Origin of the sequence: Staphylococcus argenteus, from assembly GCF_000236925.1 — a bacterium.
Taxonomy (GTDB): Bacteria; Bacillota; Bacilli; order Staphylococcales; family Staphylococcaceae; genus Staphylococcus; species Staphylococcus argenteus.
In genome coordinates, this window is the sequence record NC_016941.1 from 2,213,847 (window position 1) to 2,227,577 (window position 13,731).

The 13,731-nt window shown below is 31.6% G+C and carries 16 protein-coding genes; 5 read left to right on the top strand and 11 right to left on the bottom strand.

The window, feature by feature from the left end; translation table 11 throughout:
• Nucleotides 1–3: 3 nt before the first annotated feature.
• The 6 genes from SAMSHR1132_RS10785 to SAMSHR1132_RS10810 all read right to left on the bottom strand — a co-directional run bounded on the left by SAMSHR1132_RS10785 (nucleotide 4) and on the right by SAMSHR1132_RS10810 (nucleotide 4,354).
• Nucleotides 4–315, bottom strand: coding sequence for a PTS lactose/cellobiose transporter subunit IIA (locus SAMSHR1132_RS10785; protein ID WP_001078312.1), 312 nt, complete (start codon nucleotides 313–315; stop codon nucleotides 4–6).
• Nucleotides 316–336: 21 nt separating this feature from the next.
• A complete protein-coding gene (gene lacD / locus SAMSHR1132_RS10790; protein ID WP_000047008.1) occupies nucleotides 337–1,317 on the bottom strand; it encodes a tagatose-bisphosphate aldolase in 981 nt (326 codons plus the stop codon).
• A 3-nt stretch (nucleotides 1,318–1,320) separates the two neighbouring features.
• Nucleotides 1,321–2,253 carry a tagatose-6-phosphate kinase gene (gene lacC / locus SAMSHR1132_RS10795; RefSeq protein ID WP_000604152.1) on the bottom strand — a complete coding sequence of 311 codons (933 nt, stop codon included), beginning with the start codon at nucleotides 2,251–2,253 and terminating at the stop codon, nucleotides 1,321–1,323.
• A gap of 12 nt (nucleotides 2,254–2,265) precedes the next feature.
• Complete coding sequence (lacB, locus tag SAMSHR1132_RS10800) at nucleotides 2,266–2,781, bottom strand: galactose-6-phosphate isomerase subunit LacB (RefSeq protein ID WP_000684741.1); 516 nt, start codon at nucleotides 2,779–2,781, stop codon at nucleotides 2,266–2,268.
• A 15-nt stretch (nucleotides 2,782–2,796) separates the two neighbouring features.
• Nucleotides 2,797–3,225: a galactose-6-phosphate isomerase subunit LacA gene (gene lacA / locus SAMSHR1132_RS10805; RefSeq protein ID WP_000974608.1), complete on the bottom strand. Its 429-nt coding sequence runs from the start codon at nucleotides 3,223–3,225 to the stop codon at nucleotides 2,797–2,799.
• A gap of 373 nt (nucleotides 3,226–3,598) precedes the next feature.
• Nucleotides 3,599–4,354: a DeoR/GlpR family DNA-binding transcription regulator gene (locus SAMSHR1132_RS10810; protein ID WP_001032745.1), complete on the bottom strand. Its 756-nt coding sequence runs from the start codon at nucleotides 4,352–4,354 to the stop codon at nucleotides 3,599–3,601.
• Between the two features lie 242 nt (nucleotides 4,355–4,596).
• Here SAMSHR1132_RS10810 and SAMSHR1132_RS10815 point away from each other — a divergent pair, with 242 nt between their 5' ends.
• Nucleotides 4,597–5,337, top strand: a complete 741-nt coding sequence (locus SAMSHR1132_RS10815; protein WP_096001325.1) for an NAD-dependent protein deacylase — start codon at nucleotides 4,597–4,599, stop codon at nucleotides 5,335–5,337.
• 216 nt (nucleotides 5,338–5,553) lie between these two features.
• Here SAMSHR1132_RS10815 and SAMSHR1132_RS10820 read toward each other — a convergent pair whose 3' ends face one another.
• The 3 genes from SAMSHR1132_RS10820 to SAMSHR1132_RS10830 form a co-directional block, all read right to left on the bottom strand.
• Nucleotides 5,554–5,769 (bottom strand): hypothetical protein, encoded by a 216-nt coding sequence (locus tag SAMSHR1132_RS10820; protein WP_000875478.1) that lies wholly within the window; start codon nucleotides 5,767–5,769, stop codon nucleotides 5,554–5,556.
• 230 nt (nucleotides 5,770–5,999) lie between these two features.
• Nucleotides 6,000–6,848: an aldo/keto reductase gene (locus SAMSHR1132_RS10825; RefSeq protein ID WP_001015491.1), complete on the bottom strand. Its 849-nt coding sequence runs from the start codon at nucleotides 6,846–6,848 to the stop codon at nucleotides 6,000–6,002.
• A 69-nt stretch (nucleotides 6,849–6,917) separates the two neighbouring features.
• Complete coding sequence (locus tag SAMSHR1132_RS10830; RefSeq protein WP_000850017.1) at nucleotides 6,918–7,334, bottom strand: MerR family transcriptional regulator; 417 nt, start codon at nucleotides 7,332–7,334, stop codon at nucleotides 6,918–6,920.
• A gap of 243 nt (nucleotides 7,335–7,577) precedes the next feature.
• Between SAMSHR1132_RS10830 and SAMSHR1132_RS14385 the strand changes: the two genes are divergently transcribed.
• Both SAMSHR1132_RS14385 and SAMSHR1132_RS10840 read left to right on the top strand, forming a co-directional pair.
• On the top strand, nucleotides 7,578–7,742 hold the full coding sequence (locus SAMSHR1132_RS14385; protein ID WP_042355618.1) for a hypothetical protein: 165 nt from the start codon (nucleotides 7,578–7,580) through the stop codon (nucleotides 7,740–7,742).
• Nucleotides 7,739–10,174, top strand: a complete 2,436-nt coding sequence (locus SAMSHR1132_RS10840; protein WP_000221420.1) for a polysaccharide lyase 8 family protein — start codon at nucleotides 7,739–7,741, stop codon at nucleotides 10,172–10,174. The genes SAMSHR1132_RS14385 and SAMSHR1132_RS10840 overlap by 4 nt, the downstream gene beginning before the upstream one ends.
• Nucleotides 10,175–10,348: 174 nt before the next feature.
• Here the strand turns inward: SAMSHR1132_RS10840 and SAMSHR1132_RS10845 are convergent, their stop codons facing one another.
• A complete protein-coding gene (locus tag SAMSHR1132_RS10845) occupies nucleotides 10,349–11,278 on the bottom strand; it encodes a helix-turn-helix transcriptional regulator (protein ID WP_000703975.1) in 930 nt (309 codons plus the stop codon).
• 90 nt (nucleotides 11,279–11,368) lie between these two features.
• Between SAMSHR1132_RS10845 and SAMSHR1132_RS10850 the strand changes: the two genes are divergently transcribed.
• Together SAMSHR1132_RS10850 and SAMSHR1132_RS10855 are read left to right on the top strand one after the other, a co-directional pair.
• On the top strand, nucleotides 11,369–11,998 hold the full coding sequence (locus tag SAMSHR1132_RS10850; protein ID WP_000800344.1) for a DJ-1/PfpI family protein: 630 nt from the start codon (nucleotides 11,369–11,371) through the stop codon (nucleotides 11,996–11,998).
• A 194-nt stretch (nucleotides 11,999–12,192) separates the two neighbouring features.
• Nucleotides 12,193–12,618: an MAP domain-containing protein gene (locus SAMSHR1132_RS10855; protein WP_014373886.1), complete on the top strand. Its 426-nt coding sequence runs from the start codon at nucleotides 12,193–12,195 to the stop codon at nucleotides 12,616–12,618.
• Between the two features lie 372 nt (nucleotides 12,619–12,990).
• On the opposite strand, the gene budA is transcribed toward SAMSHR1132_RS10855, so the two are convergent.
• Nucleotides 12,991–13,695 (bottom strand): acetolactate decarboxylase, encoded by a 705-nt coding sequence (budA, locus tag SAMSHR1132_RS10860; RefSeq protein ID WP_000024499.1) that lies wholly within the window; start codon nucleotides 13,693–13,695, stop codon nucleotides 12,991–12,993.
• Nucleotides 13,696–13,731 lie beyond the last annotated feature (36 nt).

Below are 13,731 nucleotides of genomic sequence, written 5' to 3' on the forward strand. Positions count from 1 at the left end.
ACATCACCCTCTTTTATAAAATTCTAATAAGTGCTTCATTAAATCTTTCAATAAGATTGTTGTCATTAAATGGTCTTGACCATGCATCATTGTTACACTGTATGCAATATCATCACCTTGTGCTTCTTTAGCTAATAGGCTAGTTTGTGCTCGGTGTGCTTCAGCAATACAGTTGTTTCCTTCTTCAATTAGTGCTTCTGCTTTTGCAAAATCACCAGCTTGTGCTGCTGTTAATGCTTCTAAAAACTTAGAACGTGCATCCCCTGCAAATGCAACAATTTCAAAACCTAATAATTGGACTTCTTCTCTATTCATAGCGTTAATCCCCTTCTATAATTATTTTCTTTGTTTCCAAGATGTTGCAGTATCTTTCAATACTTTATTTAAGTCATCAATGTTTTTGAAACCAGTTGTACGTAACCATTCACGCGCAGCATCTTCTCCTTGTTCAATATATACTTGAACAGCGCCAGACCATGTAGCACGACCACAAAGCACACCATTGAATTTAGCTCCCGCTTCGTGTGCAAATTTTAAAGTTTCTTGGAATAATTCCGCAGAAACACCAGCACTTAAGTAAATGTATGGTAAATGAGTTGCTGCATCTTGATCTTTAAAGTGTTGTGCTGCTGCTTCTTTTGTATAAACCACTTCACCTTCAGCAAATCCTTCAACATATTTCATGTTTACTGGTACTTCAACTTTCAATACATCAACATTAAAGCGTGGTTCTGAAAATAATTTCATTGCTTCGTTAACCTTTCTAGGTTTAACTTTTGCGAATTCAACACTTCCGTTATCAGGAATGTTGTCATCATAAGTTAATACTTCTAAGAAGAATGGAATATCTTCAGCTACACATTCTGAACCGATTCTTTCGATATATGCTTTCTTTTGAATATTGATTTCTTCTGCATCGTCTACATCATAGTAAAGTAAGAATTTAACAGCATTTGCACCTTGTTCTTTTAAACGTTTTGCAGACCATTCAACTAAACAGTCAGGTAATCGACCTTTAGCATTTACGTCGTAACCAGTTTTTTCATAAGCAAGCAATAATCCACAATCTTTGTTACGTGCATCAGATGCTGGTAAACCGTATTCTGGATCTAATAAAATTGAAGACGCATACTGTGTTAACTCTTCCGCAACTAATACTTTTAATTGTTCAATTTGAGCTACAGTTGGTTCTTCAGTTTGATGTTTAGCCATCATGCGTTTTAAAGCACCACGTTGGTCAAATGCTAATGCAGAAATGATTCCCTCGTTATTACTTAATTGTTCAATTGATGCGATTTTTTGATTAGATTTTGACATTATTTACACCTCTAAAACTTCAATTTGATTGAATAAATCATCATAATTATTTAAATTGACATATCCTGTTTGTGCTTCTTGCGCATTCAGCATGCCTAATGTATTAGCTTTTTTAAGTAAATCATGCTCATTTTCATGATTGATAATTGCTGATGTTATTCCTGCTACCGTCGAATCACCTGACCCAACAGGATTCAGAACACTTATTGTCGGAATATTCACTCTATAGAATGTATGATTGTGCTTTGCAAATGCACCTTGTGAACCTAAAGATACAATAATCCATTCAATACCATCGAATAATGGTTGTGATACAGCGTTTTTTAAACCTTCTATACTTTCATCAAGTGGCTGGTTAAGTAACTGATATAATTCAGAAATATTTGGTTTAATAACGGTTGGTTTATATGGATTTTCTAAAACAGTTTGTAATGTGGATCCAGAACAATCTAATATCACAGGGATATCTTTGCTTTGACAATGCTCAATGATTTGAGTGTAATAATCTTGCTTTAGCCCTTTTGGTAAGCTTCCAGATATAGCGACTGCTTCAACTTTTTCTAACAGTTGTTCAAAATGTTTGATAAATCCTGTCGCCTCTTCGTTATCAATTTCAGGACCCTGCTCTAAAATTTCTGTTTGTTGACCTTCATGTAAAATAGCAATGCAGTTTCGTGTTTCACCCTTAATGTTGTAAAATGCATGCTTGATGTCAGCTTGATCTAACTTTTTAGCAATAAATTGTCCTAATTCACCGCCAATAAAGCCACTTGCTATGACTGGCTCACCAACTTGCGCGAGAACTCTTGTTACATTTAAACCTTTTCCACCAGCTGTTTTACTTACTTCTTCAACTCGATTCACATCATCTAATTTCAATGATGTTAATGGATACGAAATATCGACTGATGGATTTAATGTTAAAGTTAAAATCATAGTCGTCGTCCCTTAATCGTGATATTCGCCTCTGTCCCATTTTTCTAAAAATTCATCAAAGAAATGTGGGTCAGCTTGATCAGCATTACTTGTTTCTAAATGTTTAATTTTAGCGATTAATTTTTTATTTTCTTCCGTTGGTTTGTACTCAGCATTAATAAATGCATCGATGATATCGCACATTAATAACTCACCAATAATACGTCCACCAAACCCGATAACATTCGCATTTAATTCTTCTTTAGCATAAAGCGCTGATGTCATATCGCGTACAAGTGCCGAACGAATACCAGGAACTTTGTTTACTGCGTTGTTAATACCAACACCTGTTCCACAAATACAAACACCTAAATCTGCGTTACCGCTAACAACTTGTTCCCCAACTTTTTTACCGAAAATTGGATAATGTGTTCTTGTGAAATCGTAAGTCCCTACATCAATCACTTCATGTCCTTTTGATTTTAAAAATTCAGATACACGCATTTTTGTATCTGTAACAATATGGTCGCATCCTAATGCAATCTTCATAGTTTGTCTTCCTCCTTAGCACATTTTATTAAGCATATCTACGCGGATTTGGTGTCTACCACCATCGTATTTACCTTCAACAAAACCTTTAACGACATTTTTTGCTAACGTGTCTCCAACAATTTCAGATCCCATTGTGATCATTCTTGAATTGTTATGGCCTCTAGTCATATATCCAGAGCGTTCATCTGATACTTCAGCAGCAATCATGCCTTTGATTTTTGTAGCAACCATAAAGCTACCTGCGCCAAATGCATCGATAACAATACCTAAGTTACCTTCTTGACTTTGAACATCTTTTGCTACAGCTAAAGTTGCATCTACAAAATCAACTTCCTGTCCTTCTGTTACGTCAACAACGTCATATTTATTGTCTAATAAGTATGATTTGATGACTTCTTTTAAACGTTTGCCAGCTTCATCTGAACCAATAATAATCGCCATAATAAGACTCCTTTTTACTTTAATTTTGAAATGCTTTTCTAAAAATATGACATGTTTTTATGTAGGTTATGAAAATTTCGAGAAAAGGCTTTCAATTTGATTACGTTTAAATTATAAACATAAACAAACAATAAATCAACACAATATGTTTGTAATTTGTTTGAATTTGACATATTTTCAAACAATAAGTGAACATTACTGCTGTGGCGTTATTTTAACTAGGTGTTCGTTTGGAATTGTAGTAAGACTTTGTCGGGACGTTTATTTACGTAAATTTGCACAAAAAAAATAGCCCATAAATGAATGCAAATTCACATTCACTTATGAGCTAACAGACTATTTTCACAATGTCTTTTCTAATTATGATTTCAATCTATTCGACTACTTCAATATATGATTTAATCGTTTCTACTTTTTCTTCATCTTCATAATCCATAACAACAGCAGTGAGTTCATTTAACTGACAAAACGATGTAAAATCTTCTTTGCCAACTTTCGTATGATCAATTAGCAAGTATTTTTCTATTGAATTACTAAGTGCCAATTGTTGCGTATAGGCTTCATCTAGCGTAGAAGTCATGACGGCACCTTTATTCACTGCGTTACTACTAAAGAACATTTTGCTGAATCTTAATTTTTCTAACATGGCATTCGCCATTTCACCAACAAATGCTTCAGTAATATGTCGCATTTCACCACCAATTAAATAGACCCGAAAATGTGCTGTTTGTTTTTCCAACAAAATTTTATACACTGGTAGGCAGTTCGTAATAATCGTCAGCGTATGATGATTGACTTCTTCAGCCAACAATTCAACAGTTGTTCCAGGACCGAAAAATAATGTATCACCATCTTCAATTAATGAAGCAGCTTTTCTAGCAATATATCTTTTTTCTGCAATTTGACGTGTATGTTTTTCTTTATGTGAAATTTCTTTATACTGAAATGTTGAATTACTGCGCGCACCACCATGAATCTTCGTTAAAATGCCTTTATTCTCCAATTCAATTAAATCTCTGCGAACTGTCATGTCAGACACATTTAAACCTTCAACGATTTCATTCGTTCTTATTGTGCCCTTTTTATTCACTAATTTAGCAATTTCGTCCAAACGTTCATGTTTATTCACTGTAAAGTTGCCTCCTTTATTTAGGCGTTCGTGCATTACCTTTAATGTTTAGACATTATTTTTTAATATACATGCTTATTCTATAATAAAAATTGCGTAAAAACTAATATATTTTAACTGTTTGATTATATGTATAATTCATTTTTAAAAAGAACTGTTTAAACTGCGCCTTTGATAAATAGAAAATTGATGTACTATAATAAAAGCAAAAGACGTTATAAATCATTCATTATTTTGATGAGGTGTTTAATTTGGAAAATGATTTAGTGACATTAAAACATATTATAGATAGTTCGAATCGTATCACATTTTTTACAGGTGCTGGTGTATCTGTTGCAAGCGGTGTTCCAGATTTTCGATCAATGGGTGGCTTATTTGATGAAATTTCAAAAGGCGGGCTTTCGCCAGAATACTTGTTAAGTAGCGATTATTTAGAGGATGATCCTGAAGGTTTTATCAATTTCTGCCATAAGCGATTGTTATTTGTCGATACGAAGCCAAATATCGTACATGATTGGATTGCAAAATTAGAACATAATCAAAAATCATTAGGTGTCATCACGCAAAATATCGATGGTTTGCACTCAGATGCTGGAAGTCAACATGTTGATGAATTACATGGCACATTAAATCGATTTTATTGTAACGAATGTCATAAATCATATTCAAAACAAGATGTCATTGATAGGACTTTGAAACATTGCGATAATTGTGGTGGTACCATTCGACCGGACATCGTATTGTACGGTGAGATGTTAGATCAACCTACCATCATACGTGCATTAAATAAAATTGAACATGCTGACACCCTTGTCGTATTAGGTTCGTCACTCGTTGTACAACCTGCCGCAGGATTAATATCAAACTTTAAAGGCGACAATTTAATTATTATCAATAAAGACCGAACACCTTATGATAGCGATGCTACTTTGGTCATACATGATGACATGGTTTCAGTCGTAAAAGCATTAATGACAGAGTAATCAGTATGTAAAAAGCATTTCCCGAATGGTAAGGAAATGCTTTTTCTTTAGGAGCTATGAGTTCATTCTTGTGTTGAAATTTCAAAGTTCGAAGTTTGGAATCCATATTTCAGAGTTTGAAATTAAAATGAAGTGATGCTGCTTTGTGATGTTTACACTTGAGGAAAGTTCATTTGTTTACACTCAAAACTAAACCCAAAATCACAAGTATAACTTTTATTTTAGATTCTCTTGTTTGCTTTTTTTACGATTCTTCATACTAAAAATATTCGTTTCATCAATTGATTTTTTATTACTAAAGTATACTGTAAAAATAATAGCCATTCCTACAAATATTGGCATCTTACGATATTCAAATGGTAAAAAGTACATTGTCGTAAGCATGATGATACCTGTAACTAAAGTAATAATAGCAAAATGTTTATATTTCATGTTGTTATCCCCTATACAATTTATTGTTCATTTATTATATACTTAATTTTATGAAATTATCAATACTTTAATTATTATTTTAGTTAAGTTATTGTATAATACAAAAATCCACAATAACTTATTTGATTGCTCTTTTTACTTTTTAAAAGCCATAAAAATACCTGAAACAAAGATTTTATATCCAAGTTTCAGGTTAGCGTAATGATATTATTTACTTTGTTAAATTATGATTAAACATTTAATTTTCTGCTAGAAAGTGCTTTAATTATCTCTGGATCAGCATGTGAGAAAAATTGACTATTACTTTCTTCTAATGTCGCAATTTGTTGTTTATCTTCTTCTGTAAGCTCAAAATCAAATATATCTAAGTTTTGAGCCATACGCGCTGGATTCACTGACTTTGCAAGTACAACGATGCCACGTTCTACTAACCAACGTAAAATAACTTGTGCAATTGATTTGTTGTATTTATCTGCAATGGCTTGCAATAATTGGTTTTGGAATAATTGATTTTTACCTTCTGCAAACGGTGCCCAAGCTTCTACTACAACGTTTTCTTTTTGAAGTGCTGCAACTTTTTCTTCTTGTTGATGGAATGGATTAATTTCTATTTGGTTCACTTGTGGTTGAATTTGATTGTGAATACCTAAATCTACAATTCGATCAACGCCAAAGTTAGATACACCGATTGCTTTAATTTTACCATTTTCTTTTAACTCTTCTAATGCACGCCATGAGCCATATACATCATTGTAAGGCTGGTGAATAAGTACTAAATCAATATAATCCAAATTTAATCGTTGCAATGATCGTTCGATTGATTTAATAGTACCTTCATAGTTCACATTTTCAATCCATACTTTTGTCGTAATGAATAGCTCACTTCTATCAATCCCTGAAGCTTCAATACCTTGACCTACTTCAGTTTCATTTAAATAGCTTTGTGCTGTATCAATATGTCTATAACCCGCTTTAATTGCTTCTTTAACGGCATCTGCTGTTTGTTCTTGAGGAATTTGAAATACTCCGAAACCTAATACTGGTATCTTTACATCTTTACTTATTTCAATATGATTCATAAAATGAACCTCCTTTTTCTAGTAAGCTCACTATAAACCATGGAGTTAACTCGATAGCAAGTAATAAGTTTACTTTCTCTCCCAAAGACGTTCAACATTGGTCTCCTGATTATCACTAGCATTGATTTTAGCAATATGATTATCATAATTATCAATTTTATATTGAAGTAAATCTCTCGCATCATGAATTGTCTTTAAGTTTTCATTTAATTCTTCGAGTTGCTTATTTAAAATTTGCTTTTGCTGTGCTTGAATATTTTCATTTTTAGGAAGCTGCGCTAATCTGCAAAATTCGATAAGTGACTCAATACTAACACCTGCATTTCTCAAATTTTTCACTAAATAGATCCAATTTAAATCACTATCAGTGTAAATTCTATATCCATTTTTATCTCGATTAACAGGTGGAACCACACCAACCTTCTCATAATATCTTAAAGTATCTTGAGATATATTCATAAGTGCTACAACTTCTTTAGTTTTCATTAGAACTGTCCTTTCAGTTATGGTTAGGAAATTTGAAGTAATGGTATCTTTTTTAATTGCACTTTCGTTTGAATACTTCTTATTTTATTACCCAAATTGAAATTTGTCTCTTTTTAACATTTTACATTTTATAGTTTTTAATTCCTTTTAAAATTGTATAACTTAAATATTTAAAATGTTATAATCACTAAGATTGATAATATTTAATTTTTTCAAAATAATTTTCGCTATAATTTTTGGGTGATGCGGAAATTTTGGGTAATCGATTGTTTATATGCATCAACATTCATAGTGTTTTTTAATGGGGACAGTCAATTGTATGCGTTAACGAATTTTGAAAAATCGAATCATTTATTAATCATAATATTAATTGCGTACGTGCAATATACAAAGGAGACATGTCAATGACATATAAAATGAAGAAATGGCAAAAATTAACCACCATTACATTATTAATGGCCGGAGTGATTACTTTAAATGATGGTGAATTCAGAAGTGTTGATAAACATCATATTGCTGTGGCTGATACGAATGCTCAAACACCAGATTATGAAAAGTTGAAGAAGACGTGGCTGGACGTTAACTATGGTTATGATCAGTATGATGAGAATAATGCCGCAATGAAGAAGAAGTTTGAGGCTACAGAAAAAGAAGCCAAGAAGTTACTTGATGAAATTAAAACTGATACAAATAGAACATATTTGTGGTCAGGAGCTGAAAACCTTGATACCAATTCTTCTCATATGACCAAAACCTATCGTAATATCGAGAAAATCGCAGAAGCAATGCGACATAAAAACACTTCATTAAAAACAGATGAAAACAAGTTGAAAATAAAAGATGCCCTAGATTGGATGCACAAAAATGTTTATGGCAAGAATCCTTCTCAAAAAGTCGATGATTTAACTAAAAATCGTAAGGGGCAAACTACACCCAAGAATAACTCATTGAATTGGTGGGATTATGAAATTGGTACGCCAAGAGCATTAACAAATACACTTATATTGCTGAATGATCAATTTTCAAATGAAGAAAAGAAAAAATATACAGCTCCTATTAAAACTTTCGCCCCAGACAGTGACAAAATATTATCTTCTGTAGGAAAAGCTGAACCTGCTAAAGGTGGAAATTTAGTAGACATTTCTAAAGTAAAACTTTTAGAAAGTATTATCGAAGAAGATAAAGATATGATGAAAAAGTCTATAGATTCATTTAATACAGTCTTCACTTACGTTCAAAGTAATGCAACTGGTAAAGAACGTAATGGATTCTATAAAGATGGCTCTTACATTGATCATCAAGACGTCCCATACACTGGTGCTTATGGTGTTGTACTCTTAGAGGGTATTTCTCAAATGATGCCGATGATAAAAGAAACACCTTTTAAAGATAGTAATCAAAATGATACAACATTAAAGTCGTGGATTGATGAAGGATTTATGCCACTCATTTATAAAGGTGAAATGATGGATTTGTCACGTGGTAGAGCCATTAGCCGTGAAAATGAAACGAGTCACTCAGCATCTGCAACTGTAATGAAATCATTGTTGAGATTGAGTGATACCATGGATGATTCAACAAAAACTAAATATAAACAAATCGTCAAAACCTCTGTAGAGTCAGATTCAAGTTATAAACAAACCGATTATTTAAATTCATATTCAGACATAGATAAAATGAAGTCTTTAATGGAAGACAGCACTATTTCTACTAACGGTTTAACACAGCAACTTAAAATATATAATGACATGGATCGTGTCACCTATCATAACAAAGACCTAGACTTTGCATTTGGTTTAAGTATGACCTCGAAAAATGTCGCACGTTACGAAAGTATCAATGGAGAGAACTTAAAAGGTTGGCACACCGGTGCAGGCATGTCTTATTTATACAATAGCGATGTGAAACACTACCGTGATAACTTCTGGGCAACAGCTGATATGAAACGATTAGCAGGTACTACAACTTTAGAAAATGAAGAACCTAAAGGTACGGTTGTTAAAAAGCCGAGTAAAACTTTTGTAGGCGGAATAAAATTCGATGACCAACATGCTAGTATTGGTATGGATTTTGAAAATCAGGACAAAACTTTAACTGCCAAAAAATCATATTTCATATTAAACGATAAAATTGTCTTCTTAGGAACTGGCATTAAAAGTACTGATTCATCAAAGAATCCAGTGACAACGATTGAAAATCGCAAAGCGAATGGGTATACGTTATTTACAGACGATAAACAAACAACCGCTTCAAATATTAATGATCAGGAAACCAATTCAGTCTTTTTAGAGTCAACCAATAAACCTAAAAACAATATAGGCTATCATTTTTTAAACAAATCTAAAATCTCCATAAAAAAAGAAACTCATACTGGAAATTGGAAAGAAATAAATAAAAGCCAAAAGGATACACAAAAAACTGATGAGTATTATGAAGTAACTCAAAAGCATTCTGATAAAGACGATAAATATGGATATGTGTTGTATCCTGGAATATCTAAAGATGTCTTTAATACCAAAAAAGATTTAGTAACTATCATTCAACAAGGTGATGACTTCCACGTTGTGAAAGATAATGAATCGGTTTGGGCTGGTGTCAATTATAGTAATAGCACTCAAACTTTTGACATTAACAACACTAAAGTAGAAGTTAAAGCCAAAGGTATGTTTGTACTTAAGAAGAAAGATGATAACACTTATGAATGTAGCTTCTATAATCCTGAATCTACAAATACCGCTTCAGATATTGAATCTAAAATTTCAATGAATGGATACTCTATTACAAACAAAAATACATCAACTTCTAATGAATCCGGCGTACACTTTGAATTAACTAAATAAGCAAGAAAATCTCGGCACTATACCATTTTTATAGTGTCGAGATTTTATAAATATATCTATCATTCACCTCGTAAGCCGCAGATCACATCACCTTTGATAAGTTCTCGCTTATTTAAAAAACGGATTTTCCAGGTCTTTCAACAAATTTCCCCTCATTTAATTATTGTAATATGTCTACAGATAATTATTCGCCAATTTTTTTATTATTTGCTTCATTTTATACCGAATTTCAGCTGGTTCTATTATTTCACACTTATCTCCAAAACTTAAAATTAATCCAAAGTAATATGAGTTGTCGATGAATGGGAAGTCAACTACATAATATCGCTTATTTTCTTGCCTAAAGCTTTCGTAATCACAGAAGTCTAATAAACGTTCAACGATTGATTCGTGTACGCGAAGTTTAATTGTCATTTTTAATTTTTCAAATACCCAATCAGTCGATAATGATGGTTCTTTATATACTTTTTTAATAAATTTGCTACCTGAAGCTTGCATCTTTAAAACTCGAGTTAATTTAAGTAATCTAAAATCCTCTCTTAAGTTACAATAAACATAAACATACCACTGTCCTGCTTTTAAAATAAGTTGATATGGTTCTACTTCTCTTTCTGTTATATTTCCTAAATGATTAATATATTTAACTTTCAATACCTGATTGTTTTGTATAGCATTTTTAAATTTAATCAGTTGGTCATCAATGTTTCTTAAATTATTCCAATGTTTTGAATCCATGTGAAATTGTGCTACTTGTGTGTTTATTGTATTTAACTTTTCTTTTGGTATTAAACTTTTAATTTTTAGGTTTGTATTATAAAAATCCATATTTTTTAGTTTCTCTGGAAAATTAGAGTTACTAATTAAAAGACTTACCAATTCATTTTCGGTAAATGTATTTTTGTCTAATTTAAAATTTTCCATAATTTCAAAGCCGCCACCAACACCAGGAATAGAATAAACAGGTATTCCTGCTATATTAATTGCTTCTACATCTCGATAAATTGTACGTTTCGATACTTCCATTAATTCCGACAATTCTTTAGCACTTACACGTTTCCTCTCGTTTAGTATCAAAATAATACTAATTAGTCGACTAATTTTCATATAAATTCACCTACCTTCTAATTGTTGCCATACAGTTGGTCACTTTTATCTCTTATAATGATATCAAATTCAACTATAGGAGGATAATGTATGAAAAATGTTTATTTTTATATAATAGATGGTTTGGCAGACTGGGAAATAAGTAATATTTTAGCCGAGTTAAACTCAAAGCGATTCTTTAAAAAAGATGCTCAAACAATAAACATAGAAATGGTTAGTAACTCAAAATCACCTATTACTACAATGGGAGGTATCAATATTAATCCCGAATCTTTAATTGAAGAAATTAGTATTTCTAAAGATACTTTTCTAATATTACCTGGATCAGACACATGGAATGATTCAAAGCATTTACCTGTAATAAAAATTGCTAAAGAAATTTTATCAAATGGTGGCTATGTTGGTGCTATATGTGGAGCAACAATTCCACTAGCTAATATTGGTATATTAAATGAGTATTATCATACAAGTAATGATTTATTATATCTAGAAAGTTTTTCTTCAAATTACCATGGACAAAAATTATATATTGATAAACCATCTGTATCTCATAAAAATTTAATCACTGCAAGTTCAACTGGGACATTAATGTGGACAAAAGATATATTGCAAAAACTAGATGAATTTAAAAATTCTACTTTAGATGCATGGTTTAACTATTTTAGCACTGGTAATTCAAAGCATTATTTTGAATTACTACAAACATTAAATAAAGAATAGTATTTATAATTTAAATTCCTAGTAATAAAATGCTTTATCATAAATTCCTTTCCTAAAATACTCTTGTAATATCACTCCTAAAAACTATTACTAAAAATCAAAAATATAATAAATGCAAAAAGTATGTTTTAAACTTTATGAAACGTGTTATACAAATAGTGTAATATCTTACAAAACAAAAAGGAGATTGAGTTATGAAACTAAAATCATTTGTTACTGCCACTTTAGCATTGGGATTATTATCAACAGTAGGTGCAGCTTTTCCGAATCATGAAGCATCTGCAGATAGTAATAACGGTTATAAGGAATTGACAATGGATGGGAAACACACTGTACCTTACACAATTTCAGTAGATGGTATTACTGCATTACATCGAACATACTTTGTTTTTCCAGAAAATAAAAATGTTCTTTATCAAGAAATTGACAGTAAAGTAAAAAATGAATTAGCTTCACAACGTGGTGTTACAACAGAAAAAATTAATAATGCGCAAACTGCAACTTACACACTTACTTTGAATGATGGAAATAAAAAAGTAGTGAATCTAAAGAAAAATGACGACGCTAAAAATTCAATTGACCCAAGTACAATCAAGCAGATACAAATTGTAGTTAAATAATAATTTGAAAATATTTTTATAGGGCAAGCGCTGAAAAATTGGAGTTTGTCTTTTTAGTTATTGAACTTGTAATTTATTATTGTTTGCTTCTCGTAGTAACATATTGGCCTATACTAAAGTAAATTTTATATGAGTGTCTACCACAATTTATAATCTAAACATAACAGCAAATTTCAAATAGCTAGAACACAAATAAATCCCCTCACTACCGATAATAGTGAAGGGATTTATTTCATTACTTATACGTGATCATAAATATATTTGCTCTATTGTAGTCATGCTTAATCATATTAACAAACTAACATTTCCAAATCGAGCATTATAAAGTCAACATCTCAATTTTCATAAACCATCATTAAATTTCCGCATTCATTATTCAGCTTCTCTAATTTCATCTGCAATATCTTTATAGTCAATATTTGCATTTGTGAAATCTTCATCATGTATTGGAAAATGTTGTTCAAATGTCTCAATATTTTGGATTTCTACTTTAACATCTTCTACTTCAAAGTCTAAGACATGCCCACCAAAGTTACGATCATCATTGGCAAAGTGTACATGGAAACCTGCTGATCCAATACCATGGAATAGTTCTGGTGTAAAGAAACCAACAACTGAACCTTTGACGTACGTTTCAGTTTGTTCAGGTTGTCTTCTAGCTGAATCAATTAAACGTGTATATGGTGGCTCTTGTGCTGGCATCATACGCACATGCATCTTTTTAAATAAGCCTGAAATTTTTACTGCTGAAAATAAATTTTCACTCAACATTTTTTCTTTAATTTCCTCAAAAACTGCTTCAGAAGATTTATCTTTCGTCTCATAGCTTGTATCTGCCATGAATTTAGTTACAGTTGCATATGGTGTTAACTCATCGCCTTTTAATTCAACAAATTCTTTATGTTCATTTGCATGGTAAGCTTTTCCATCTAAAAAGATGACTTCACCATTTGAACCTGTTAGTGTAGCGATACCTAAGTCACCATGTTGCAATAATTCATTTATTGATGCAGTTCCTTTTAATAAACCTGCCATTAATGTGCCTAATGTACCATGTTGATATAAAACATTAGCCATAAAATTTCCCACTCCTCATTAACATTTATCTTTATT

Bases quoted from the DNA above. Each gene is read 5' to 3' on its own strand.
- SAMSHR1132_RS14385 (WP_042355618.1), top strand. From the start codon at position 7,578: ATGCGGAAATTTTGGGTAATCGATTGTTTATATGCATCAACATTCATA.
- lacC (WP_000604152.1), bottom strand. From the start codon at position 2,253: ATGATTTTAACTTTAACATTAAATCCATCAGTCGATATTTCGTATCCA.
- lacA (WP_000974608.1), bottom strand. From the start codon at position 3,225: ATGGCGATTATTATTGGTTCAGATGAAGCTGGCAAACGTTTAAAAGAA.
- budA (WP_000024499.1), bottom strand. From the start codon at position 13,695: ATGGCTAATGTTTTATATCAACATGGTACATTAGGCACATTAATGGCA.
- lacD (WP_000047008.1), bottom strand. From the start codon at position 1,317: ATGTCAAAATCTAATCAAAAAATCGCATCAATTGAACAATTAAGTAAT.
- SAMSHR1132_RS10785 (WP_001078312.1), bottom strand. From the start codon at position 315: ATGAATAGAGAAGAAGTCCAATTATTAGGTTTTGAAATTGTTGCATTT.
- SAMSHR1132_RS10845 (WP_000703975.1), bottom strand. From the start codon at position 11,278: ATGAAAATTAGTCGACTAATTAGTATTATTTTGATACTAAACGAGAGG.
- SAMSHR1132_RS10840 (WP_000221420.1), top strand. From the start codon at position 7,739: ATGACATATAAAATGAAGAAATGGCAAAAATTAACCACCATTACATTA.
- SAMSHR1132_RS10820 (WP_000875478.1), bottom strand. From the start codon at position 5,769: ATGAAATATAAACATTTTGCTATTATTACTTTAGTTACAGGTATCATC.
- SAMSHR1132_RS10855 (WP_014373886.1), top strand. From the start codon at position 12,193: ATGAAACTAAAATCATTTGTTACTGCCACTTTAGCATTGGGATTATTA.
- SAMSHR1132_RS10850 (WP_000800344.1), top strand. From the start codon at position 11,369: ATGAAAAATGTTTATTTTTATATAATAGATGGTTTGGCAGACTGGGAA.
- lacB (WP_000684741.1), bottom strand. From the start codon at position 2,781: ATGAAGATTGCATTAGGATGCGACCATATTGTTACAGATACAAAAATG.
- SAMSHR1132_RS10825 (WP_001015491.1), bottom strand. From the start codon at position 6,848: ATGAATCATATTGAAATAAGTAAAGATGTAAAGATACCAGTATTAGGT.
- SAMSHR1132_RS10830 (WP_000850017.1), bottom strand. From the start codon at position 7,334: ATGAAAACTAAAGAAGTTGTAGCACTTATGAATATATCTCAAGATACT.